The organism is Pasteurella sp. WM03 (assembly GCF_004570945.1).
In the GTDB taxonomy this organism is placed as follows: domain Bacteria; phylum Pseudomonadota; class Gammaproteobacteria; order Enterobacterales; family Pasteurellaceae; genus Rodentibacter.
In genome coordinates this window covers 1-23,137 of sequence record NZ_SPPO01000009.1, presented here as the reverse complement: position 1 = coordinate 23,137, position 23,137 = coordinate 1, and the positions used below count along the sequence as shown (strand labels likewise).

Sequence of the window (23,137 nt, the reverse complement as noted above, 5' to 3'; positions counted from 1 at the left end):
ATGAAAAAACTAACCGCACTTTGTTTACTCTTTTGCACCTTTGGCTTGCTTATCGCCTGCCAAAGCAACGTCGATCCCGACACATTACCTTTTGATCCCGATATTAAACAGGGTAAGTTGGCTAATGGACTGCAATATTATATTTTGCACAACAGCGAGCCTAAAAATCGGGTGTATCTTCGTTTAGTGGTGAATGCTGGTTCAATGCACGAGGATGACGATCAAAAAGGTATCGCCCATTTAGTGGAGCATATGGCGTTTAACGGTTCGAAAAAATATCCCGAAAATACTATCATTACTGCATTGGAAAAGTTAGGCATGAAGTTTGCCCGTGATATCAATGCCTTTACCGATTTTGAAAATACCGTTTATACCCTAAATCTGGACGATAACAGCCCGCAAAAGCTCTCTCTTGCCTTTGATGTCATCAATCAATGGATGAATCATCTCACTATTTTGCCGAAAGACCTTGACGGTGAACGTGGTGTGGTCGAAGAAGAATGGCGTCGAAGATTAAGTCCAATGTTACGTCTCGGCGATAAAAAAAGTGCTATAGAAATGGTGGGATCACGCTATGTATTACGTGATCCCATTGGCGATATGAAGATTATTCGCCATATTTCCCGTGATCGAGTGGCGGATTTTTATCATAAATGGTATCGACCGGATAATATGTCGGTGATCGTAGTGGGGGATATTGACCCGAATCAAGTCAAAACCTTGCTGAACAACGCCTTAGCACAATCCGATCCACGCTTACAAACACCACTTGATAAAATCGACTTTTCTATCCCACTGATTCAGCATTGGAGGGTAGCAAGTGTTGCCGAACAAGGCACAAACATTCCGGCATTGGAACTCAGTTTTTTTGAGGAGGATAAACAGCAGGAAACTGTTACGGACTACAAACAAGATCTCATTCAGCAAATTGTGACCCGTTTGGTCAATTTACGTTTGCAAAAATGGGAAGAACATCAAGGCGACTGGTTGGACTCAGCCAATTTTTACCGTTCTCATCTTGGTAAAGAAACCCTACAAACGGTTTTTTCATTGCAATTATTCAATACGCATTATTTAAAAAATATTACCGCACTTTTTACCTTTATAGCTGAAATTAGGCAACACGGCTTTACTCAGGAAGAACTCAATGCGGAAATTACAAGGTTTCACCGCCTCAATGAAAAACAAAAAGAGATTCGTAGCGGCAGTTTAAAAATTGCCGACGAGCTGATTGCTGTTGCGGCAAATCATCAAATCACGTTAAATGCCAAAGATCGCTACAAACTAAACCGCCGTTTTTTAAATGAAATCAAGCTCAGCGATATCAATGAAACCTTTAATAAGACGTTAGCATTAAAAGCCAAATTATTATTGGTAACCCAACCTCTACCGGAACAAAAACTCCCATTCAATGCCACAGATATTGAACAGCGTTGGGAACAAATCATGCGTCAAACCCAAACTCCTTGGCAAAAGGAAAAACACCAAGCAAAACGACCGCACTTTTCCTCTGAAGACGGCTCATTGGTGTTGGAAAAACATTGGGATAAAGGCAATATTGATGAATATCGCCTGAGTAACGGGGCAAAATTGATTTACCATTACAGCGATAAAACACCTAATCAAGTGCATTTTAGAGCGGTAACAAGTGGTGGATTACGCACCGTGCCAAATCAAGATTATCATCTATTACGCACAGCGACTATTTTGGTCGATGATACCGGTGCAGGTGAACTTGCCTCTTCGGATATTAATCATCTTTTTGGGCAAAATCCCCTTGTGTTGGCAACGGTGATTGATGATGATAAGCAAGGTTTCACCGGCGTAGCAAAATCACAGGATTTGGAGAATTTACTCACGCTGTTTCGTTTAAAACTCCAATCCGCGCCGATTTCAGACAGCGCACTACAAAAATATCGCCGGGAAACGCAAGATTATTTCAAACAAATTGATGTGGAAACCAAATTTATGCAGGCGGTTTCCCGTTTACGCCAACCGAATATCGCCACCGCATATACTCAAAATCAAGCGGAATTATTGGGTTTTACTACGGCACAATTAAGCCAAATTTATCAAGAGAAGATCTTAGATAAAACGGATTTCACTTATTTCATTATTGGTGATATTTCACGAGATGATGTTGAAAAATTAGCAAAACAATATTTGGCAACGGTTGAAGTGAAAACACAATCTCGGGTTTATCAACCTACCCCTATCCATACACCGAACAAAACATTCTCAATGAGAGGATTAAGTGAACCACGAGCGGATGTGGAAATTTATCTTACTGCAGAAAACCAATGGCAAGCAGAACAAAAATACGCCTTAGACATTCTTGGCGATATCGTGCAAGAAAAACTACGTCTTGTTTTGAGGGAAAAAGCATCGGGTATTTATTCCGTGAATAGTTGGTTTAGTCAAGAATCCTATATGCCGCAAATTGAAGGAAAAATTGAATTTAGTTGTGCGCCGGAGAGAGCAGATGAACTGATTAAATTAACCCATCAAATTTTAGATGAGATCATTGAACAAGGCATTGATGAAACCTTGCTGCGCAAAAAACAGGCTGAACAGTTGCAACAAATTAAACGTCAGTTTGACTCATTGGTCTCGGTGGCAAGTTTAATTGAAGAGAGCTATTGGCAACAAGGCGATCCGCAATCAATTTATCTCTATCAACATTTAGAGCAACTTGCAAGTAAACCTAAGATTGAGGCACTTGCTAAAAAAGTATTGGCTAAACCTGCTCGTTTTGAGGCAATTTTACGCCAATAATTGACCGCACTTTAGACCATTAGGTTAGCCATAAAACAATCAGCCCCTTAAAATATCGCTATTTTGAGGGGCTGATCACTTATGTAAATTAAGCTAATTTTGCTTTCAGAAAATCAAATAATTGATCTTTTGCAATCATTTCTTTCTCACCGGTACGGCGATTTTTATATTCAATTTCACCGTTTGCTAAATTTTTCTCACCGATCACGATCATATGTGGAACACCGATAAGCTCCATATCCGCAAACATCACGCCGGGACGTTCTTTGCGATCATCAAAAATCACATCCACGCCTTGTGCTTGTAAGGTGCGGTAAAGTTCCTCTGCATATTGTTGGACACTTTCAGATTTGTGCATATTCATCGGCACAATTGCCACAGTGAAAGGCGCAATTTCATCGGTCGGCCAAATAATGCCCCGCTCGTCATGGTGTTGTTCAATCGCTGCAGCCACCACACGAGTTACCCCAATACCATAGCAACCCATCGTTACCACCATTGGGCGACCGTCTTCGCCTTGCACGGTGGCATTCATGGCTTCGGAATATTTTTTGCCCAGTTGGAAAATATGTCCAACTTCAATACCACGTTTAATCAGTAGCGTTCCCTTGCCATCCGGACTCGGATCGCCTTCCACCACATTACGAATATCCGCGATTTTCGGCAAGGCAACATCACGCTCCCAGTTAATATTAAAATAGTGTTTGCCATCAATATTTGCGCCAGCGCTAAAATCTGACATCAGGGCTACCGAACGATCGATAATCACAGGAATATTAAGATTGACCGGCCCTAATGATCCTACGCCTGCCCCAATTTTGGCTTTAATTTCTGCTTCATCGGCAAATTCAAAAGGTGATGCCACTTCCGCTAATTTTTCCGCTTTAATCTCATTCAACTCGTGATCACCACGAATGATTAATGCCACCAGTGGTTGCTCCTCGCTTGCCCCTTTGACGATCAACGTTTTCACGGTTTTTTCAATAGGCTGATTAAATTGTGTGACCAATTCTGCAATGGTTTTAGCATTTGGCGTATCAATCAATTCCATCGCTTTTGTTGGGGCAACACGTTCGCCTATCGCCACTGCTTCCGCTAATTCAATATTGGCGGCATAGTCGGATTCGGTCGAGAAAATCACATCGTCTTCCCCACTATTTGCCAACACTTGGAATTCATGGGAAGCGCTGCCGCCAATGGATCCCGTATCTGCTTGCACTGCACGGAAATCCAACCCTAACCGAGTGAAAATATTACTATAGGTTTGATACATCACATCATAAGTTTGTTGCAAACTTTCTTTATCGGTGTGGAAAGAATAAGCATCTTTCATGATAAATTCACGGCTACGCATCACACCAAAACGTGGGCGGACTTCATCACGGAATTTGGTTTGAATGTGGTAAAGATTTATTGGCAGCTGGCGGTAAGAGGTGATTTCACGACGCATTAAATCCGTAATGGCTTCTTCGTTTGTTGGACCAATCACAAAACCACGTTCACCACGGTCGGTAAAACGCAATAACTCAGGTCCATATTGTTCCCAACGACCGGATTCTTGCCAAAGTTCTGCCGGTTGTACCACCGGCATTTTAATTTCAAGCGCACCGCTTTTATCCATTTCTTCGCGAATCACCTTTTCCACTTTACGCAATACGCGCCAACCTGTTGGCATCCAGTTATAAAGTCCGGCTGCGAGAGGACGAATCATTCCCGCGCGTAGCATCAGTTGATGGCTGACAATGGCGGCTTCCGCCGGGGTTTCTTTTAATGTCGAAAATAAATATTGACTTGTACGCATTGAATTAACCTTAAATTCGTTAAATGAAGAAAAAATTGGTGGGAGTATAACAAAAAGTGCGGTCACAAAAAACGACGTTTTTTGAACGTTGGCTTTGCCAACGGCTCCAAGGAGTGAATAAATCACTTTGGTGATTTATGAATATTTTTAACCGCACTTTTTTGAAAGAAGAAATTAATTGGTTTTTAATTTATTCCAATATTTTTCGTAAATATCCACGGCATCACCCACATCACCTTGCATGATACCTTTTTCCACTTCTTCTGAAGGTGGGAACAAGGTTGGGTCATTTACCAGTTCAGGACTCAGCAAGGCTTTCACGCCTTCATTCGGCATCGAAAAGCCCATACGTTCCACTACCACTTTGGCATTTTCAGGACGAAGTAGGAAATCGATAAATTTGTGCGCCCCTTCCACATTTTTTGCGATTTTAGGGATGGCATAGTTATCCATCCAGAAAATCGCCCCCTCTTGCGGATACACAAATTGCAGGCTTGGGTTTTCTTTACGAGCGAGATAAGCCGAACCGTTCCAAATCATCCCAATGGTGGCTTCACCCTGTACATAAGGCACTTCCGGTGAGTCGGAGTTGAACGTTACCACATTAGGCAATAATTTCAGCAAACGCTCGTAGGCAGCTTTTATCTCCTCTTCATTTGTGGTGTTAGGCGATTTTCCTTCCAATAATAAAGCGATGTGGAACACTTCACGGGCATCGCTGGTCATCAATACTTTGTGTTTAAATTCAGGTTTCCAAAGATCCGCCCAGCTTGTGATGGTTTTCGGATCAATCTCATCTGCGTTCACTTCAATTCCGGTTAAACCATACACATAAGGTAGGGAATATTTATTCTCAGGATCAAATTCTTTATTAAGCAAATGTGTCGGAATCTGTTTTAAATTACTTAATTTGCTGTGATCAAGGGGTTGCAACATATTTTCCTTGATCATCTTATTCACATAATAGCTTGACGGGAATACCAAATCATAGCCGGAGCCGGTATTCTCCGTTAATTTTAGTTTGGCATACATTTCTTCGTTGCTCTCAAAGGTGGAATAAATGACTTCGACACCGGTTTCTTTGGTAAATTGAGCGACGAGTTCGGGCGGCACATAGTCCGTCCAGTTATACACATAAAGTTTGTTGTTGGCAAAAGCAGAGGCCGCAAAAAGTGCGGTTGCAGAAAGGAAAAGATTTTTGAGTTGCTGAGTAAGGGATTTTTTCAATTTATTGACCTCCTAGGGTAAAAGTAAATAAGAGCGTATACATGCGTGGGGCAGTATAGCATTTTTTTGTAAAGGGTTTGACATATTTCCCTATCAGAGTAAGATTTCGCCAATTTTTATCACCGAGAGGTTTTATGCTAACTTTTGCTCATCAAGAACACGTTCCTTCCTATTATTTTGATTCACGCAATCAAGATTTCCAACTTCCCGCTTTAACACAAATTGAACACGCCGATGTCTGTGTGATCGGTGCGGGCTTTTTTGGGTTATCCGCGGCATTAGAATTGGCGGAGAAAGGAAAAAAAGTCGTGGTACTGGAAGGTGCTCGGGTGGGCTTTGGGGCATCCGGTCGAAGTGGTGGGCAGGCGATTAACGGCTTTGAAGAAGGCATTGATGAATATATTAAACAAGTTGGCTTTGATAAAGCCCGTCAACTTTGGGAAATGTCGCTAGAGGCCATTGATATTATTGATGAACGTATCGCAAAGTATGGTATTCAATGCGACTGGAAAAAAGGCTATGCCACCCTTGCGTTGAACCATCGCCGCATGGATGATCTGATTGAAATGGAAAAAGCCAGCCACAAAAATTTTGGCTATCAAAATATGCAGCTTTGGGATAAGGCAAAACTCAAACAGCATCTGGGCAGCGATATTTATGTGGGCGGTTTATATGATAGCAATTCCGGTCATTTGCATCCTTTCAATTATTGCTTGGGATTGGCGAAAGTCTGTTTAGATCTTGGCGTGCAGATTTTTGAACAATCACCGGTGGTGGATCTCATCGAAAAAAACGGTTGTATTGAAGTGAAAACCGACCAAAGTGCGGTCATTTCTCAAGATGTTATTTTAGCCACCAACGCTTATATTGATGCACTCCCTAAATCTATTCACCATGGCATTAACCGAAAAATTATGCCGGTAGAAAGTTTTATTATTGCCACCGAACCATTAAGCCAAACCGTAGCGGATTCTGTGATTAACAATGGTATGTCAGTATGCGATAACAATCTGTTACTGGATTATTATCGCTTGAGCGCGGACAATCGCCTACTTTTCGGCAGCGATTCCAGTTCGGAAAAAGATATGGTCGAGGTGATGAGGAAAAATATGTTGCACGTTTTTCCCCAATTAGAAAATGTAAAAATCGACTACGGTTGGGCAGGCCCCATTGATATGACGATGAATTCCACCCCCCATTTTGGGCGAATTTCTCCTCATATTTATTTTGCACAAGGTTATTCAGGCCATGGAGTGGCGTTAACGGGATTGGCCGGCCGCATTATTGCGGAAGCGATTTTAGGCAATGATGAACGCCTGCAAATTTTTGAGGGATTAAAAGTGCCTTCTGTTTATGGCGGAAAATGGGTGAAAAATTTAGCCACGAAGATTGGGGTAAAATACTATCAGTTTTTAGATAAATATCGTTAAAAACAGATTTAAAATTGACCGCACTTTAATAGTGCTGATTTAATGAGTTTGCCAATATGACAGTATCTGTACAGATACTGTCATATCAATTAAAAGCGGCAGCTTTATGCGTTTCTTTAAAAATGAATTCTCAGCCCTAAACTAACCACATAGTCCGAATTATTAACAAAATTCCATTTTACTGATTCACCTCCCGAATAGCGGTATTTCGCCCCTTCAAGAAAAGCGACAACCTGACGATGTAATTTGTAATCTGCACCTAAAATCACCCCTTTTAATTTTCTCACCGTGAAATTTTCTTTTCCATTTTTAATGGGTGACCGGGCTTTACCCCATAAATAGCTGGCGAAGATTTTACTTTTCGGATTAAGTTGATATTTGGCAGCAATCAACCATTCTTCCACTTGACGGAATTGGGCATTACTTTGTTTGCCTTTTGATTCAACTTGTTGCCCCCGCCAGCCAAATCCGTATTGTTGATAATAACGGCGCTTGCCGTAATCTAACCCGACTGCGAAATCCTGATAGCGGAATGCCATACCGAAGCCTAAACTGCGATCAACATTCGTTTCTGATTTTCGCTGTCGGCTAACCCCCGCTTTGACATCTATTTTCCAATCTTGAAAAGCTTTATTGAAAAATAGTGCGAGGACATAGCCGTTGGTATTGGGTAGGTTTTTGACTTTCCCGTTTTTGTCGGTGGTTTGTTTCCCACTTTCACCAAAAATATAATCAGCTCCCAGTTTAAAACCATAGAAATCCTTCGATGTAAGGTGAATCACTTGGTCAGCTCGTTTAATTACTTTTTTTACATCAGTTAAGTTATAACTATAATCGGCAGTGCTAAGTAAATCACCATTCGTGGTTTGTTTACCGAAAGTCAATGTGCCTAATGATTTATGCTGAAAGCCTGCATAAAGATAGCGGGTATAAACTGAATCTCCGAGACTTTTATCGGTAAAACGCATTTCTACGTTACCAAGTGCGGTCAAATTTTCATTAATTTTATGGGTAAGCCGTAAACTGATACGAGAACTGTTATCGACCAAGTCTGTGGGAACACCTTGTTTATGTTGTAATTGAAAGCGAAGTGAACCGCGTAAATCTATACGGGAATTTTCTTGTTGGTAGAGCGGGACGGCAAAAGAAGAAGAAATAATGCTCGAAACCAGTAAAAATAAACATAGTTTTTTCATCAGATTTACCTTATAAAAAGCATGTTAAGCCCTTCCCCGTTTTGCTTTTAAACGGGGAGGGATGACTCGAAAAATTGTAGGTTTTTAATGATTATTGGAAACGTTGAAAATCAGTGAGAGTAAATAATCCTATTGAACGAGCAACATTGACATAGGTGTAAAGCGCTTCAATATGTTTTTTCTCGGCACTTGGTGGATTACCGCCACCTACGCCATCAATCTTGAGTGGATAGCCCACATAATCAGCGTAACCTTTTAGAACAGCGGTGGCTCTTGGGATATGAAGTTGAGTCCCTATACCGAGAATAGTATGCAAGTTATGTTGCTTAAATAGTTTGACCATACCAATTGCATTTCCCGGCGTATCACGGGCAATTGGATCAAGTAAAAAACGGTTTGGATTTACCCCATTTTCTTTAAGCCATTTTGCCATCACATCGGATTCTGCATAAGGCGTTTTAACCGGCCCACCACTTAGCACCAATTTGGCATTGGGATATTTTTCCGCCATTTCCTTGGTTTTTTCTAAACGTTGTAATAAGCCTTTTGAGGGTGAGCCATCCGGATTGGGGGATTGCCCGAATACAGCAATGGCATCAAATGATAATTGGCTTTGAGGTTGGTCGGAAAACGATTGTTGTAGAATACTTTCGGTGAAACGAAAAAAATCACGCATAGCCTGTGAGGCTTGTGGCGAACGTTTTTCCAAGGCATTTAAACGTTGTTTCACTTGTGTCTCATCTTCCAGCGTTTTCGCCGCCAAAATACTGACGGCAAGTGCATGTAAATCATCTGGTTTACGGCGCAAAATTTGATCTAATTGGGAAAGCGCGGGGCGGTAGTCTTTATTAATGAGATAGGCTTCGGCCTGAACACGGTAACTATTAAGATAATCGGGAGTTTGTTTCACTTTTTGATCTAAAGAATGATAAAGTTTCTGCCATTCCCAACGGCGAAAAGCTACCACATCTTCTCTCAAGTAAGGATCATTCACATAATCTTCTGCATATTTTACTACAAGATTCTCTATCGGTTGCCCACGCCCGCTTTCTTTACCTAGTGGTGCACTGATACTGTCCGATAAGGTCAATCCAAGAGGTAAAATCGGTTGAGCATTTTGCACGCATCCAGTTAGAGAGAATGCGCCCATTCCCAATAAAAGTGCGGTTAAAATTTGGCGGGTTTTAAACATTTTCATGGATCACTCCTTAACAATATTCAGTTTGGGAATAATGAAGATAATATCTTCATTTTCTATCGCTTTAAATGTTGTAATCATCCTTCATAAAAAAGAATTGATAATTCGGATTTTCGCTTAAACAAAGCTGGCGTAAATCAAGTTGATGCCTTGCTATTTGTTTAATAATATTCATCAACATTTTTAGCTTCTGAGTATTCTGATTAATATTAAGATTAATTACCATAAAAACAATTTCACTATGTAAAGTGAAATCTTCACTGTCGTGAAAATAGTGAATATCAAGGGTTTCTTCTTTTGCAGATAAATTACAATAAATACCTATTTTTTGTTTTTTAGATAAAATATCTAAACATAGATAATATTTATCTTTCTCTAAGTATTCTTGAATAGGAAATATGTTGAGCTTGTATTCTTTAGGAATAGGGCTAGGTGTGATTTTGGGTAAGATTTTATCATATTGGTAGGTATGATAGAAAATAGTAGAAAGTGAGCTAACATATTCATTCTCCTTCATATTATCATCAGCATAATAAATAGGAGAATAAGGAATATCCATATTTTTACCATAGCTATTACATAAGTAATAGTCATAATCGAGATTTTTATTTAAGTCCAGTTCATAGAGCATCTTTGTATCAATTTTAAGTATCTCATCACTAAAATAATTTCTCAAATTGAATTTTATTTGTTGAGTACTTAATCTGCCATTGATTGAGATAATAGCCAGTTTAAGTTTTTTCTTATTCAATTTTATACGATTGAAAATACCGGAAAGTACATCAAAAATAAAATAATTCTCACGCTGTGAGAATTGATAATAATATTTTTGTTTAAATACCTTGTTTAAACGTTCAACAACTTTCAGTAGTAAAGGGTTAGATTGAGTAATATTTGTATTGTAAAAACCAAGATCCACATCATCCGATATGCCAAGTGAAATTTTCATTGTAATCGGAATGAGTAATTTAAACAGATCCTTGAAGCCTGTGTGATCCGTTGAAATATCTACATATAAAATAGCGGTGATTTCATTAAAAATAAATTGATGAATTTCAGCGGTTTGTTTGATGAGGTTATTGTAGTTTTCCTTACTGCAATCAGCATAACGGTAAAGATCATTACTCATAATGAGAACATAAGTGAGAAAACGTATTACTTCCGGGGAGAAATAGTAAGCTATATCTTCTTTTTGTAGATTTTCCAACAGTTGGATTAAAAATAGATATTCTTTTGTTTTCTTATAATGGAAGGGTAGGACGGGTAAATCAATACGATAATCTTGTTGGCGATCATATTGGTGATAAAAATAGATTAAATATAATAAAAATCTTTCTGCATAAATATCGGAAAGTAAAATTTCAGATTGAATTAATGTTTTATTTAATATAAGTCGAATTTTTTCTTTGTTAGGGTGGATGAAAAGTTGATTAAATTGAGGTATGAAAAAATTTGGTTTCGTTTTATAGTTAAAATACTTATACATTCTTATTGTAAGCATAATTTTCTTAAAGGTTGCCCCTTCAACTTTTATACCATAATAAGGCTTGCTTACTAATTTTAAATCATACTTTTCAAGTGTTTTTCTCACTTGATATAACTCTTTACTTAATGAGCTATTAAAACTTAAGAATAGTGCTTCTTGCAATTGCTTAATTTTAATATAGTGTTCACTGGAAAGTAATCTACGTAGAATATAATTCACCCGATGTTCAAATTTATTATTAATATTAGAGAGTTGCGAGATTTGAAAGTGAGAAAGTAAGGCATTGGCGAGTTCGTCTTGCTCGATATGTAATTTATAACCATAAGCCGCTTTAGACAAAATAACAACATGATATTTCTCTAGCATTTCTTTCAAATATTTAATGTCATTTTTTATTGTTCGGCTACTTACCTGTATTTCAGTTGATAATTTTTCACTATTGATATATTGATTACTTCTCAATAGTAGTAAAAAAATCGCTTTATACCGTTTGTTTTTATCTAATATCCTTAAAATTTGACTGATGTCCATTCAATTTCCTTTATTTTAAAGAATTAGGGCTGCCTGAAAGAACAGCCTCTATTTAACTTTAATCAAATGATTGATTTATAATTTTAGTCATTTTGGCTTCAATATCCGAATATGCACAAAATCCCAATTCGTTTTCATTACATTGTTCAAAATGGAGTTGTACCGCTTGTGGTGGGGTTGCTAAAGTTAATACTTTATCTTTTTGAATTTGCTCAATACTTTGATAAATGTACTGTGTATTCACCCATTTTGTATTATTCTTTTTATCCCGCCAAATTTCAAAAAAGACTTTTCCTCCGATAGGCGTAGATTCATACTGATTCGGCAAACGGTATGATTTTACCCCCAATGCTCCAAGTAGAGTAATAATATTGGTATCATGTCCGACCAATAGACTAATCGTTCTTTGGGAATTGTACAATTCTTGCTGTATAAACACCGCTAAGGGCTGGGCTAGGTGACTTGCAATGAATTTTTCCCCTCTTAAAATGGCGAAGTATTCATTTTTAATCTGATTGATGGTTTCCCACTTTTCAGGTGTTAATTGGCTGAGCATTTTCGATGAAGTTGAATTTGCATAGAGCTCAATTAATAAATTATCTACGATAGTTTTCCCTAGACGTAATGTTCCTGATACTCCCACTTCTTTTCCTTTTTCTACCTTCAGTTTCCCCTCTTCAGAGAAAAACTTACAATCATCTCTCCCTTGACACTGTGAAGATTGAGCATAATTAATGACCTCACCGAGAACTTTATACGCTGTTTGTAATTTTTGATGAGCTTGTTTTAATGTAATGCGTGAAATAATTGCTTGTTTGAAGGTTTCGCTACCATTACGCACAATGGGATTAAATACCGAATCCATTGTACCAAGAGCTACATTATTTACCGGATGAATACCACAACCAGGGAAAAGTCCTAATGTTAATGCTTGCCCGGTTGCTAAGGTTCGCTGAAGGCTATTGGTATAAATCAACACTTGTTCCGGCGGTAAACATTGGTTGATTTTTGTTAAACCTTGTTGATTGAGGTAGTCTCGAATATAACGTCCAAATTTAACTTCCAAGTCTGCCCCTTTGGACATCAATTCTCCCGGCGCTTCTTGCCATGCAGTCCATTGATAAGGGGTGACTTGTGTAAGTTTACTATCAGATTTGATAATTGGCGTTCTGACTCCGTGTCGGCTGAAAATAAAGACCTTTTCCAACTGATAGTCAGTATTTGACGTAGTACGAACAGTGCTTGCCGCATAATTTGATAAAAAGCTCATAGCATATAGTAGTAGAAGGCAGGATTTTGTCATGTTAGACCTCAATGATTGAGTAGTGCGGCATAATGCAAAAATATCGGCAAAATTAACCGCACTTTGAGAAGATATTGTCCGATTATTCAAGATAATCCGCTTGTAATTGAAGGATTTCCGCACGACTGATACCAAGCTGTTGTTCGGCATAGTATTGAATTGAACCATATTGTCGCTCAATGGTATTGATCGACATTTCAATAAACTCAGGTTTGGTATCAATGAGCGAGTAAAGATAATTCAATACTTCTTGATCTTGAGTGATTTGGCGATAAACCGCCATTTTCTGTCGATTGCGTTCTAAGCGATTGATATGGGTCAGCATATAATCATCAATTATTTGATTCTTATCGACTCCTAAAACCCCTAACAGTAACATTGCCCCAAAACCGGTGCGATCTTTCCCTCCACGACAATGCTGTATAAAAGCGCCACCTTTCAGATTCGCGGCAACTTTTAACATTGAAGCAAAAGCCTGTTGGCATTCCGGCTTTTCCACAAAATTTTTGTATTGTCTCATCACAATATCATCATAATGTACCAAACTACCGTTTTGTTTCTGCTCAATGATTTTATTCACTAAATTTTCATCTTCGTTTTCCTTTGATGAGGTGAATTGTGCTGCCAATTCTGCCGTATGGGCATTGGGATCAAACTGGTAAATTTGCTCCGTTCCAATAATCTTATTGGGGTATTTAGCAATTTCATTGGGGCTACGATAGTCAATTACCGCCTGAATGTTGAGTGGTTTTAACATTGCTATCCCATTTTCGCTCGCATTGTATAAATGATCGGAACGATAAAGCCGTTGCCATTTGACTTTTCGATGATCCCGTGTGAGATACCCACCCATATCACGAAAGTTATTCATTCCTTCTATGGAGAGGGTTCGTAACTGGGCTTGCTGTTGTAAATTTGCCGTCATTTTACTAATACTCCCAAATATACGAGGGCGATACAGAGTAGCATTGTGCCGATAATTAATGTGGCGGCATATTTACCATTGGTTTTCTTCAGTATTGAATAAATCCCCACCGTCACTAATAAACTGAACAAACCGGGCATCACTTTATCAAACATTTCTTGGAGTTTGATCGTATTTTCACCGACACTAAATTCGACACCGAATTTCACCCTCACAACCGAAGCGATTAAAGCGCCAATCACCATTAGCCCCACAACATTCGCCATATTGCTGACTCGTTGTAAAACATTGCTGTTACCGTTAATCATATCCATACCTTTATGGTAACCATAATGGATGCCGTAATATTTAGACGCAACATTCACAATATTGTAAAGCAGGAACATTAAAATTGGGCCTAATACGCTACCATTTAGTGCTAGTGCCGCACCGATACTGCCACAGATAGGTAACCAAGTGAATTTCAAAATACTGTCGCCTAATCCCGCCAGCGGTCCCATTAAACCGGTTTTTATTGCAGTGACCGTTTCTTTTTCACTTTCTTGGGTGGACTCTTCCACCGCTGCGGCAATACCTAGAATCAGCGCATCTGAATTGACATGGCTATTAAAGAATTTTAGGTGACGCTTCATTGCCTCTACTTTCTGTTCTTTAGGCTTGTCTTGATAGAGACGTTTTAAAACAGGAATGAAACTTGATAGAAAACCGATTGCCTGCATAGATTGATAATTGTTGGTGACATTGAGTAACTGCATTCGCCAGAAGACTTTGTTTAAATCTTGTTTCGTAATTTTGTGTGAAGTTTGTTCGGTCATAGATCATAATCCTCATCATTAGTATTTTGATTAGAAACTATCGCTTGAGTATTTTTATGAATTGCTAAGTCATAAATTAATGCTAATGGTAAAGCGATCAGCGTAATCGGCAAGACGGATAATTTAAGGTAAACGGCTAACGTAAAACCCGCGACTAAGAAAAGCCAAAGTTCTGCTTTTTTCAACATCATTAACATGAGTAAACCAATGCCGATAGAGGGAATGATTTTGCCGGCAACATTCAAACCGGTAATGATTTTATCCGGTAATTGCGCCACGATTTGTGCAATTAAATCCGCACCGAAATAGACGGCTAAAAAGGTAGGTACAGCGCGAATCAAGAAAGCGATTATCATCGGAATATATTGAATCCGAAAAATCTTATCGAAATCCCCTTCTTCTGCCCAACGTTCTGCAATTGGATTTAGAGCCACAATGCCAGAACGGTATAAAATCAAGAGCTGCTGAGCAAGTAACGACGTTGGAACGGCAAGAGCGATAGCTGCTTCCGTACCTCCGGCGGCAATCCCTAATGCGGTGCCAATTGCAGTGCCTGAAATCATATCCGGTGCAGAATAAGCTCCAACATTGCCTACCCCCATCCACATCACTTCTAAAGTTGCACCAATTAAAAGTGCGGTTTGTAAGTCGCCCATAATCAAGCCGACAACTGTTGCGATCAATAGTGGTCGTCTAATCATTTGCGTACCAATATCGTCAATTGCACAAATGCCCGCCCATAATGCAACGAAAAGTGCAGCTATCATTTAATCACCTCCGTCAAGTTGATTTTTTCATCGTTTGGTACCATTTGAATAGTAACCGTAACCTCTTTATCCAACAGTTGTTGGAAAGCAGAACGCTCTTCGTTAGTCACCGATAAAGCTTTGGTTAATTGAGTTCTCCCCTCTTGAAAACGCATTCCGCCAACATTTAGTTCATTAATAGGAACGCCGGCATTGACGGTTGATAACACATCAATGCTGTTAGTGAACAGCAACATTGTGCGTCTGCTGAGTCCTTTTGTTTGATAAATTTCTGCAAATTTTTCAATCGTAAGTACGACGACTTTGATACCTTGCGGTGCTGCCATGGTCAAAATATTTTTTTGGGTTTGATCTATCGCTAATTTATCGTTTAGCACCACAATTTGTTCCACTTTGAATAGATTGACCCAAGTTGTGACGACTTGGCCGTGAATCAAGCGATCATCAATACGACTAAAGCAAATCATCTTCATCCTCCTGTTTTTGTAGGTCATTGAAATCTCGAATGGTTAATCCATTTTGATAGGCATTTTTAATGAGTGATTTCATTTCATCAAATGGCAAATCACGATTCATGACTACATCTAACAATAGTGGTAAATTTAAGCCACAACAGACTAAGATGTTTTCTTTCGTGAGTAAGTGAGAGGCCAAATTCATAGGGGTACCACCGAGAATATCGGTTAAAAAGATAATCCCCGATTGTGTATCTAATGCGTCAATTTTTTCTTGTAGCTCCTGTTTTAAATGAGCCACATTATCTACGGTAAATACTGATAAGGTATCGAAGTTAGTTTGTTTCCCTACAATTAACTCCGCACTTTCTATTGCAGCCTTAGCAAAATTTCCGTGGCTCATTAACATTAGGGCAATTTCTTTCGGCATTGTATTTTTCTCCATAAGTTTAAGTATTGATTACAATGTAGGAGAAAGTTGCTAGAGACTCAATTTTTAGCATTGCACGATATATCGTGCAAACTAAATCTTGGTGACAGAGAATGCAGAGTAGATTGAGAAATAGCTAATTGTCTTAAGTTGGTACAACTTTGCCAATAAAAAGAACTTGATGGAATCGTTGCCCAATATAATATTCTGTTCGCAACGCTGAATGAATGCTCTTAGCACCAAACAAATTTTCCTCATAGATAAAAGAAACCAAGTAGCCAGCATAGTCCATTAGAAATGGTAAACGTCCACCAAGTAAATAAAGTCAAGGCTTAATATCCCTCAAAATAGGGTTTTGCATTGAAATCAGTGTTTCGGTAGATTGAATTTCATCAATTAATTGAATTTTCGTGGCGAGAACAGAATGTAATTCAGCAATGGTGTGGGTCATGACTTTGATGAAAATTGAGTAATTTCCCGTTGTATAATAGGCTTCTACTACTTCATCAAAGGTTTCCAGCTTTTTAATCACTTTCTCATAATCCTTCGCACTTTTTAAAATGATCCCGATAAAGCAGCATACGTCATAGCCGAGTTTCCGTTCATCAATAATCACTTTTGTGCCTTCAATAATGCCGGATTGGCGCATTTTTTCCACACGAACGTGAATGGTGCCGGGACTAACGCCAAAATTTTTTGCCATTTCCGCATAGGGTGTGCGTGCATCTTTAGTCAGTACACGCAGAATTTTTTGATCAAGGTTATCAATATTGTGCATAAAATACTCTCCTTTAGAAGTTATCTAATAAATCACTATTTAATTAGATAGTATTTAAATTTATTTTGAATGTAAACAAAATGCTTGAATAATAATTATGATTTGTTGAATAATAGTCAAAATTTTACTGGTTATTAAAACAGGCGGAAAATATGAAGAAAACATTTATTTTACAACAGCAAGAAATTAGTTTTGTAAAAAATACTTTTACTCAAAACCTAATCGAGCAACTGGGTATTATTGAGGTTCAAGGACCAATTCTTAGTGAAGTGGGCAATGGAATGCAAGATAATTTGTCAGGTATTGAGAAAGCGGTTCAAGTCCACGTGAAATGTATTCCGAATGCTGTGTATGAAGTGGTTCATTCTCTAGCGAAATGGAAACGCCATACTCTTGCACGTTTTCACTTCAAAGAAGGCGAGGGGCTATTTGTTCATATGAAAGCATTGCGTCCGGATGAAGATTCTTTAGATCCAACCCATTCTGTTTATGTGGATCAGTGGGACTGGGAAAAAGTGATTCCTGCTGGTCGCCGTAACTTTGCGTATTTAAAAGAAACCGTTAATTCAATTTATCGTGCTATTCGTCTCACAGAACTTGCCGTGGAAGCACGTTTTGACATTCCTTCCATTTTGCCAAAACAAATTACCTTTATTCATAGTGAAGATTTAGTCAAACGTTACCCTGATCTTTCTAGTAAAGAACGTGAGAATGCAATCTGTAAAGAATATGGTGCAGTATTTTTAGTGGGTATCGGCGGTAAATTATCCGATGGTAAACCACATGATGGACGTGCACCGGACTATGATGACTGGACAACAGAATCCGAAAACGGTTACAAAGGTTTAAATGGTGATATTCTTGTTTGGAATGAACAGCTAAATACCGCATTTGAACTCTCCTCAATGGGAATTCGTGTTGATGAATCTGCACTTCGTTTACAAGTAGAACTAACCGGCAAAGAAGATTGTTTAAAAATGGATTGGCATCAAGAATTGCTAGACGGAAAATTACCTCTCTCAATTGGCGGTGGAATTGGTCAATCACGTTTAGCCATGTTCTTATTGCGTAAAAAGCATATCGGTGAGGTTCAATCAAGCGTATGGCCAAAAGAAATGTTAGAGCAGTATGAACATATTCTCTAAGGTATAAATCGCTATAATTGAATAGCCGATAATCATAGTCGCCCCTATCTAAGTTCGGATAGGGGATTTTTATTTAGGTATGATTCGCAAAATAGTTGTCACGCCTCCAAAATCAATTCAAAAACTGACCGCACTTTTGATACTGAGCATCAAATCTCCCTAAAAAATAATCCAAAATTGGTATCAATTTTCAAAAATGAGATCTAGTTAACATTTTTTTTTATTGGCTTTCTTTAGAATAGCCTTAGATTAAATCTTGGACTTTTATTGATAGAGGTGAGTTATGACAGATGTAAACAAAGTAATCAAACAACTTGAGACATTAGGCATTTATGATGTAAAAGAGGTTGTTTATAACCCAAGCTATGAACAATTATTTGAAGAAGAAACCAAGCCGGGTTTGGAAGGCTTTGAAAAAGGTACATTAACGACTACGGGTGCCGTGGCTGTGGATACCGGAATTTTTACCGGTCGTTCACCAAAAGATAAATACATTGTATTAGATGAAAAGACCAAAGACACTGTGTGGTGGACATCTGATGCAGCAAAAAATGACAATAAGCCAATGAATCAGGCTACTTGGCAAAGCTTGAAAGATTTGGTGACAAACCAGCTTTCTCGTAAACGCTTGTTTGTAATTGATGGTTTCTGCGGTGCAAGCGAACAAGACCGTATTGCGGTGCGTATTGTGACGGAGGTAGCGTGGCAAGCCCACTTTGTGAAAAACATGTTTATCCGTCCGACAGAAGAACAATTAGAAAATTTTGAACCTGACTTTGTAGTGATGAATGGTTCCAAAGTGACGAATCCAAACTGGAAAGAACAAGGATTAAACTCTGAAAACTTCGTTGCGTTTAATTTAACGGAACGTATTCAATTAATTGGTGGTACTTGGTACGGCGGCGAAATGAAAAAGGGAATGTTCTCCATTATGAACTATTTCCTCCCTCTCAAGGGCGTAGCGGCAATGCACTGCTCTGCGAACGTGGGCAAAGAGGGAGACGTTGCTGTCTTCTTCGGTTTATCCGGTACAGGTAAAACCACACTTTCAACAGATCCAAAACGTGAATTAATCGGTGATGATGAACATGGTTGGGATGATGTGGGAGTCTTTAACTTTGAAGGGGGATGTTATGCGAAAACTATTCACCTTTCAGAAGAAAATGAACCGGATATTTATCGTGCGATTCGCCGTGATGCATTATTAGAAAATGTTGTCGTACGTACTGACGGTTCGGTGGATTTTGATGATGGTTCAAAAACAGAAAATACCCGTGTGTCTTACCCAATTTATCATATTGACAACATTGTTAAGCCGGTTTCCCGTGCAGGTCATGCAACTAAAGTGATTTTCTTAACGGCGGATGCGTTTGGCGTGTTGCCACCGGTTTCTAAATTAACACCGGAACAAACCAAATATTATTTCTTATCGGGATTCACCGCGAAATTAGCGGGTACGGAACGCGGTATCACTGAACCGACACCGACTTTCTCTGCGTGTTTTGGTGCAGCATTCTTAACGCTTCATCCGACACAATATGCAGAAGTGCTGGTGAAACGGATGCAAGCTGCTGGTGCAGAGGCCTATTTGGTGAATACCGGTTGGAATGGTACAGGTAAACGCATTTCTATTAAAGATACTCGTGGTATTATTGATGCCATTTTAGATGGCTCCATTGAGCAAGTAGAAATGGGTGAGTTGCCAATCTTTAATTTAGCAATTCCAAAAGCTTTACCTGGTGTAGATCCTACTATCCTAGATCCTCGCGATACTTACGCAGATAAAGCCCAATGGCAAGCAAAAGCAGAAGATTTAGCCGGTCGTTTCGTGAAGAATTTTGAAAAATATGCAACCAACACAGAAGGAAAAGCATTAATTGCGGCAGGTCCTAAGGCATAATCGTTGTAAAAAACCGCCCGTAAAACGGGCGGTTTTTAGCCTGCCCTATAAGGTCCTAATACTTCACATGCCCCTCGAAGTACACGAAAAGATCGACAACCTTACAATAAATCTATGGGTTATCTTTTCTCAAGGGGACTAACATATTTTTCTTCAATAAATTATCCTGAAGCATATCTTCCCTTTCTTGATTTCTTATATATTACTTCAACCACTTTGGTGTTTAACCCTACCGGACTTACATAGTACCTCTTTTCCTAATCGGGACTATTTCCATATTGATATTTTAGATTCGCATGTGCCTTTCAAATATCATCAACGAAGATTTACCTTTCAGCTATCCTATAAAACTTGATAGTGCCAATTTTTTAGGAATCTTCAAAAGCATATAAATTGTAGAAGCTCAACCCCAGTCAGACAGACCCCGTTTAAAATTAGGTAGCTGTCAAATTAATTTGAACTTAAATTCTTTTCCGTCCAAATTCGTTTTCCATCAACTAATATTTCTATTGATGTTATACCACAATACATTTTTCCTTGATAAGTTCAATGATAGTTATAATGAACCAACCATGCATCCAAGTCAGCTTGTAATGTACTCAAATCCGTATAAATTCGCTTTCTGAAAGCAATTTGATAAAACTCATGCAAAATGGGTTTGTGAAAAAGTTCACGGATACCACTTGCCTGTGGATGTTTTACTTTCGTTTTTGTATAGTCAATATCATTAAGCATGCCGATGTAGTCGGTGTTTTCATGGTGTGAGTTTGGCAAACAGTCTATAAAGGTTTGCTGATAAGTTCACCCAACACCTTTAAGACTCACCGCATAGAAAGTATCCTGAGTACCAAAATAGCCCGGATACACCATTTCAATTTCACCATAAGCAAATTCATCTTCTTTTTACTCTCTAAGGCTTAAACTTGGGATTCATTGAGAATAATACCTTGTTCGGTAAACAATTCCTCAAGTGCGGTCAATCTTTGTTTGAAATTAGCAAAATTATGTCTTAACCAAATAGAATGGAGCATCATCTGCTAAAACTAAAATACCTTGTTTACGTCATTCATTGCTCACATGAACTTGACCAAAATCTGGATTATCTAAGGCAAATTGAAGCGCAGCTTACTCTATGGATTCATCGACACAATTTTTTAAGTTAGGAAGGAGGCGATTTTGACTAAGCAAAGCCTGAACAGCACCTTACTCGGCAGTAGAGATATATCCGTTCCCCAGTTCGTCGACTAAATTGAGTAAAGAGCTGTCTTGCGTTTAAATAGAGGATTGTTAGAATAAAATACAAGCGTCCCTTTTATATAGATTGAAGTTGACGCTCACATTCTAAACGGGAAACGCTCACTTTTTATTGTGATTTGTCTGATCTTCTACAACTAAAAGGACTAACCCCCGAGAAATACAGAACTCACTCCTGAATTAAATGAAGCTAACTTTTTGAGGCAAGTTCACTAGCTCGCTGTTTTTCTTCTCCTTTTACTTCATCCCATAAAATATCCATTTCTATCAAAGAGAGACTTTCTAGTTTTTCCCCCTCTGCTTTTACTTTTTGTTCAATTTTACGGAAACGTCTCTCAAACTTAAGATTTGCTTTACGTAAACTCTCCTCTGCATTACATTTTAAGTGTCGGGATAGATTGACTGTCGCAAAAAATAAATCTCCTACTTCATCTTCAATTCTTTCAATATTTTGTGGGTTCTTATTCAATTCCTCTTTAACTTCTTGCAACTCTTCTTCTACTTTTGCGAGAACAGGTCCAATCTCACTCCAATCAAAACCAATTTTAGCACATTGTTTTTGCAACCTCTGTGCCCTCATTAATGCGGGAAAAGCAGAAGGAACATTGTCTAGAATAGATTGAGTCTGTTTTTTAGATTTTTCTAACGCTTTAATGCTATTCCAACGGGCAAGGGCTTCCTCTTCATTTTCTACCGTAACATTTGCAAATACATGTGGGTGCCGACGAATAATTTTTTCAGCGACATCATTAAGTACATCATCAAAAGTAAAATAGTTATCCTCAGTTGCAAGTTGACTAAAAAACACAACTTGTAACAGTAAATCACCCAATTCTTCTCTTAAATTTGCTATATCCTTATTTTGAATTGCCTCAATGACTTCATAAGTTTCCTCTGTTAAACAAGGGATCATTGAATCATAGTTTTGTTTAAGATCCCAAGGACAACCTTTGTCCGGATGACGAAGCTGAGCGATTAATTTGATAAAGTCTTGAATTGAATATGACATAAATAAAGCCCTAAATAAAAATAGAGCTAGTATAAAGTTTATTTATGAAAAAATGAAATTTATTTAGATGGCAGGGGCGGAGAGGCTCGAACTCCCAACACCCGGTTTTGGAGACCGGTGCTCTACCAATTGAACTACGCCCCTATTTGATATGAAAATATTGGCGGAATGGACGGGACTCGAACCCGCGACCCCCTGCGTGACAGGCAGGTATTCTAACCAGCTGAACTACCACTCCACTAAATTTGGCACTTGGCAGTGTCCTACTCTCGCATAGGGAAACCCTACACTACCATCGGCATAACAACATTTCACTTCTGAGTTCGGGATGGATTCAGGTGGAGCTATTGCACTATGACTGCCAAAAATTCTATTTCTTAAACTTACTCTTAGAAAAATAAATTTAAAAAATAACTACCTGGCGGTGCCCTACTCTCACATGGGGATACCCCACACTACCATCGGCATTACAGCGTTTCACTTCTGAGTTCGGGATGGATTCAGGTGGGACCACCGCACTCTCGCCGCCAGGATAATTCTTTAATAACTCAAATTGCCTATTTCTTACTTTTCTTTATTTTCGTTTGTTCTCTCGGTCACAAGCTGATTACTGTATGATTTTATTCGTTGTATTTCACACTAGCCACTCAAAAACACTTGAGCGTTGTATAGTTAAGCCTCTCGGGCAATTAGTATGGGTTAGCTCAATATC

Annotated in this window: 17 protein-coding genes, 2 tRNA genes, 2 rRNA genes and 2 pseudogenes; 4 read left to right on the top strand and 19 right to left on the bottom strand. The window is 38.7% G+C overall.

Features of this window, described 5'->3' with window-relative positions; all coding sequences use genetic code 11:
- A complete protein-coding gene (locus tag E4T92_RS09050; protein ID WP_135094351.1) occupies window positions 1-2,775 on the top strand; it encodes an insulinase family protein in 2,775 nt (924 codons plus the stop codon).
- 88 nt (window positions 2,776-2,863) lie between these two features.
- Here the strand turns inward: E4T92_RS09050 and proS are convergent, their stop codons facing one another.
- Both proS and E4T92_RS09040 read right to left on the bottom strand, forming a co-directional pair.
- Window positions 2,864-4,576, bottom strand: coding sequence for a proline--tRNA ligase (proS, locus tag E4T92_RS09045; protein ID WP_135094350.1), 1,713 nt, complete (start codon window positions 4,574-4,576; stop codon window positions 2,864-2,866).
- A 174-nt stretch (window positions 4,577-4,750) separates the two neighbouring features.
- Window positions 4,751-5,803 carry an extracellular solute-binding protein gene (locus E4T92_RS09040; protein ID WP_135094349.1) on the bottom strand — a complete coding sequence of 351 codons (1,053 nt, stop codon included), beginning with the start codon at window positions 5,801-5,803 and terminating at the stop codon, window positions 4,751-4,753.
- Between the two features lie 134 nt (window positions 5,804-5,937).
- On the opposite strand from E4T92_RS09040, the gene E4T92_RS09035 reads away from it, so the two are divergent.
- Window positions 5,938-7,233, top strand: coding sequence for an FAD-binding oxidoreductase (locus E4T92_RS09035; protein ID WP_135094348.1), 1,296 nt, complete (start codon window positions 5,938-5,940; stop codon window positions 7,231-7,233).
- A 116-nt stretch (window positions 7,234-7,349) separates the two neighbouring features.
- Here the strand turns inward: E4T92_RS09035 and E4T92_RS09030 are convergent, their stop codons facing one another.
- From E4T92_RS09030 to asnC, 10 genes are all read right to left on the bottom strand, one after another.
- Window positions 7,350-8,429: a porin gene (locus E4T92_RS09030; protein WP_135094347.1), complete on the bottom strand. Its 1,080-nt coding sequence runs from the start codon at window positions 8,427-8,429 to the stop codon at window positions 7,350-7,352.
- Window positions 8,430-8,520: 91 nt separating this feature from the next.
- Complete coding sequence (locus E4T92_RS09025; RefSeq protein WP_135094346.1) at window positions 8,521-9,627, bottom strand: YdcF family protein; 1,107 nt, start codon at window positions 9,625-9,627, stop codon at window positions 8,521-8,523.
- A gap of 64 nt (window positions 9,628-9,691) precedes the next feature.
- Window positions 9,692-11,644: an HTH domain-containing protein gene (locus tag E4T92_RS09020; protein ID WP_135094345.1), complete on the bottom strand. Its 1,953-nt coding sequence runs from the start codon at window positions 11,642-11,644 to the stop codon at window positions 9,692-9,694.
- A 58-nt stretch (window positions 11,645-11,702) separates the two neighbouring features.
- Entirely contained in the window at window positions 11,703-12,914 is a 1,212-nt protein-coding gene (locus E4T92_RS09015; RefSeq protein ID WP_167754045.1) for a histidine-type phosphatase, read from the bottom strand.
- Between the two features lie 115 nt (window positions 12,915-13,029).
- Window positions 13,030-13,872, bottom strand: coding sequence for a tyrosine-protein phosphatase (locus E4T92_RS09010; RefSeq protein ID WP_135094343.1), 843 nt, complete (start codon window positions 13,870-13,872; stop codon window positions 13,030-13,032).
- Window positions 13,869-14,687, bottom strand: a complete 819-nt coding sequence (locus tag E4T92_RS09005; RefSeq protein WP_135094342.1) for a PTS system mannose/fructose/sorbose family transporter subunit IID — start codon at window positions 14,685-14,687, stop codon at window positions 13,869-13,871. Before E4T92_RS09005 ends, E4T92_RS09010 begins: the two co-directional genes overlap by 4 nt.
- The gene (locus E4T92_RS09000; RefSeq protein ID WP_059366058.1) at window positions 14,684-15,454 is read right to left on the bottom strand and encodes a PTS sugar transporter subunit IIC; all 771 of its coding nucleotides are present in this window, start codon (window positions 15,452-15,454) and stop codon (window positions 14,684-14,686) included. Before E4T92_RS09000 ends, E4T92_RS09005 begins: the two co-directional genes overlap by 4 nt.
- Entirely contained in the window at window positions 15,451-15,921 is a 471-nt protein-coding gene (locus tag E4T92_RS08995) for a PTS sugar transporter subunit IIB (protein ID WP_059366059.1), read from the bottom strand. Before E4T92_RS08995 ends, E4T92_RS09000 begins: the two co-directional genes overlap by 4 nt.
- Entirely contained in the window at window positions 15,908-16,339 is a 432-nt protein-coding gene (locus tag E4T92_RS08990) for a PTS sugar transporter subunit IIA (protein WP_135094341.1), read from the bottom strand. Before E4T92_RS08990 ends, E4T92_RS08995 begins: the two co-directional genes overlap by 14 nt.
- Before the next feature lie 325 nt (window positions 16,340-16,664).
- Entirely contained in the window at window positions 16,665-17,117 is a 453-nt protein-coding gene (asnC, locus tag E4T92_RS08985) for a transcriptional regulator AsnC (protein WP_077542628.1), read from the bottom strand.
- A gap of 152 nt (window positions 17,118-17,269) precedes the next feature.
- On the opposite strand from asnC, the gene asnA reads away from it, so the two are divergent.
- Together asnA and pckA are read left to right on the top strand one after the other, a co-directional pair.
- Window positions 17,270-18,262 carry an aspartate--ammonia ligase gene (gene asnA / locus E4T92_RS08980; RefSeq protein ID WP_077542627.1) on the top strand — a complete coding sequence of 331 codons (993 nt, stop codon included), beginning with the start codon at window positions 17,270-17,272 and terminating at the stop codon, window positions 18,260-18,262.
- Between the two features lie 283 nt (window positions 18,263-18,545).
- Complete coding sequence (gene pckA / locus E4T92_RS08975; RefSeq protein WP_077542626.1) at window positions 18,546-20,162, top strand: phosphoenolpyruvate carboxykinase (ATP); 1,617 nt, start codon at window positions 18,546-18,548, stop codon at window positions 20,160-20,162.
- A 112-nt stretch (window positions 20,163-20,274) separates the two neighbouring features.
- Here the strand turns inward: pckA and E4T92_RS08970 are convergent.
- The 7 genes and pseudogenes from E4T92_RS08970 to rrf (E4T92_RS08940) all read right to left on the bottom strand — a co-directional run.
- Window positions 20,275-20,556 (bottom strand): annotated as a pseudogene (locus E4T92_RS08970) (transposase); the annotation flags it as partial.
- Between the two features lie 56 nt (window positions 20,557-20,612).
- Window positions 20,613-21,478, bottom strand: a pseudogene (locus E4T92_RS08965) (IS481 family transposase).
- Window positions 21,479-21,606: 128 nt separating this feature from the next.
- Complete coding sequence (gene mazG, locus E4T92_RS08960) at window positions 21,607-22,425, bottom strand: nucleoside triphosphate pyrophosphohydrolase (RefSeq protein WP_135094340.1); 819 nt, start codon at window positions 22,423-22,425, stop codon at window positions 21,607-21,609.
- A 68-nt stretch (window positions 22,426-22,493) separates the two neighbouring features.
- A tRNA-Trp gene (locus E4T92_RS08955) sits at window positions 22,494-22,569 on the bottom strand.
- 17 nt (window positions 22,570-22,586) lie between these two features.
- Window positions 22,587-22,663 (bottom strand) — tRNA-Asp (locus tag E4T92_RS08950).
- A gap of 12 nt (window positions 22,664-22,675) precedes the next feature.
- A 5S ribosomal RNA gene (gene rrf / locus E4T92_RS08945) occupies window positions 22,676-22,791 on the bottom strand.
- Between the two features lie 50 nt (window positions 22,792-22,841).
- Window positions 22,842-22,957: ribosomal RNA gene (gene rrf / locus E4T92_RS08940) — 5S ribosomal RNA — on the bottom strand.
- Between the last annotated feature and the right edge of the window lie 180 nt (window positions 22,958-23,137).

Coding starts and splice junctions, on each gene's coding strand:
- E4T92_RS09010 (WP_135094343.1), bottom strand. CDS start 13,872: ATGACGGCAAATTTACAACAGCAAGCCCAGTTACGAACCCTCTCCATA.
- E4T92_RS09000 (WP_059366058.1), bottom strand. CDS start 15,454: ATGATAGCTGCACTTTTCGTTGCATTATGGGCGGGCATTTGTGCAATT.
- E4T92_RS09050 (WP_135094351.1), top strand. CDS start 1: ATGAAAAAACTAACCGCACTTTGTTTACTCTTTTGCACCTTTGGCTTG.
- pckA (WP_077542626.1), top strand. CDS start 18,546: ATGACAGATGTAAACAAAGTAATCAAACAACTTGAGACATTAGGCATT.
- E4T92_RS08995 (WP_059366059.1), bottom strand. CDS start 15,921: ATGATTTGCTTTAGTCGTATTGATGATCGCTTGATTCACGGCCAAGTC.
- E4T92_RS08990 (WP_135094341.1), bottom strand. CDS start 16,339: ATGCCGAAAGAAATTGCCCTAATGTTAATGAGCCACGGAAATTTTGCT.
- E4T92_RS09030 (WP_135094347.1), bottom strand. CDS start 8,429: ATGAAAAAACTATGTTTATTTTTACTGGTTTCGAGCATTATTTCTTCT.
- E4T92_RS09015 (WP_167754045.1), bottom strand. CDS start 12,914: ATGAGCTTTTTATCAAATTATGCGGCAAGCACTGTTCGTACTACGTCA.
- mazG (WP_135094340.1), bottom strand. CDS start 22,425: ATGTCATATTCAATTCAAGACTTTATCAAATTAATCGCTCAGCTTCGT.
- E4T92_RS09035 (WP_135094348.1), top strand. CDS start 5,938: ATGCTAACTTTTGCTCATCAAGAACACGTTCCTTCCTATTATTTTGAT.
- E4T92_RS09020 (WP_135094345.1), bottom strand. CDS start 11,644: ATGGACATCAGTCAAATTTTAAGGATATTAGATAAAAACAAACGGTAT.
- asnC (WP_077542628.1), bottom strand. CDS start 17,117: ATGCACAATATTGATAACCTTGATCAAAAAATTCTGCGTGTACTGACT.
- asnA (WP_077542627.1), top strand. CDS start 17,270: ATGAAGAAAACATTTATTTTACAACAGCAAGAAATTAGTTTTGTAAAA.
- proS (WP_135094350.1), bottom strand. CDS start 4,576: ATGCGTACAAGTCAATATTTATTTTCGACATTAAAAGAAACCCCGGCG.
- E4T92_RS09005 (WP_135094342.1), bottom strand. CDS start 14,687: ATGACCGAACAAACTTCACACAAAATTACGAAACAAGATTTAAACAAA.
- E4T92_RS09025 (WP_135094346.1), bottom strand. CDS start 9,627: ATGAAAATGTTTAAAACCCGCCAAATTTTAACCGCACTTTTATTGGGA.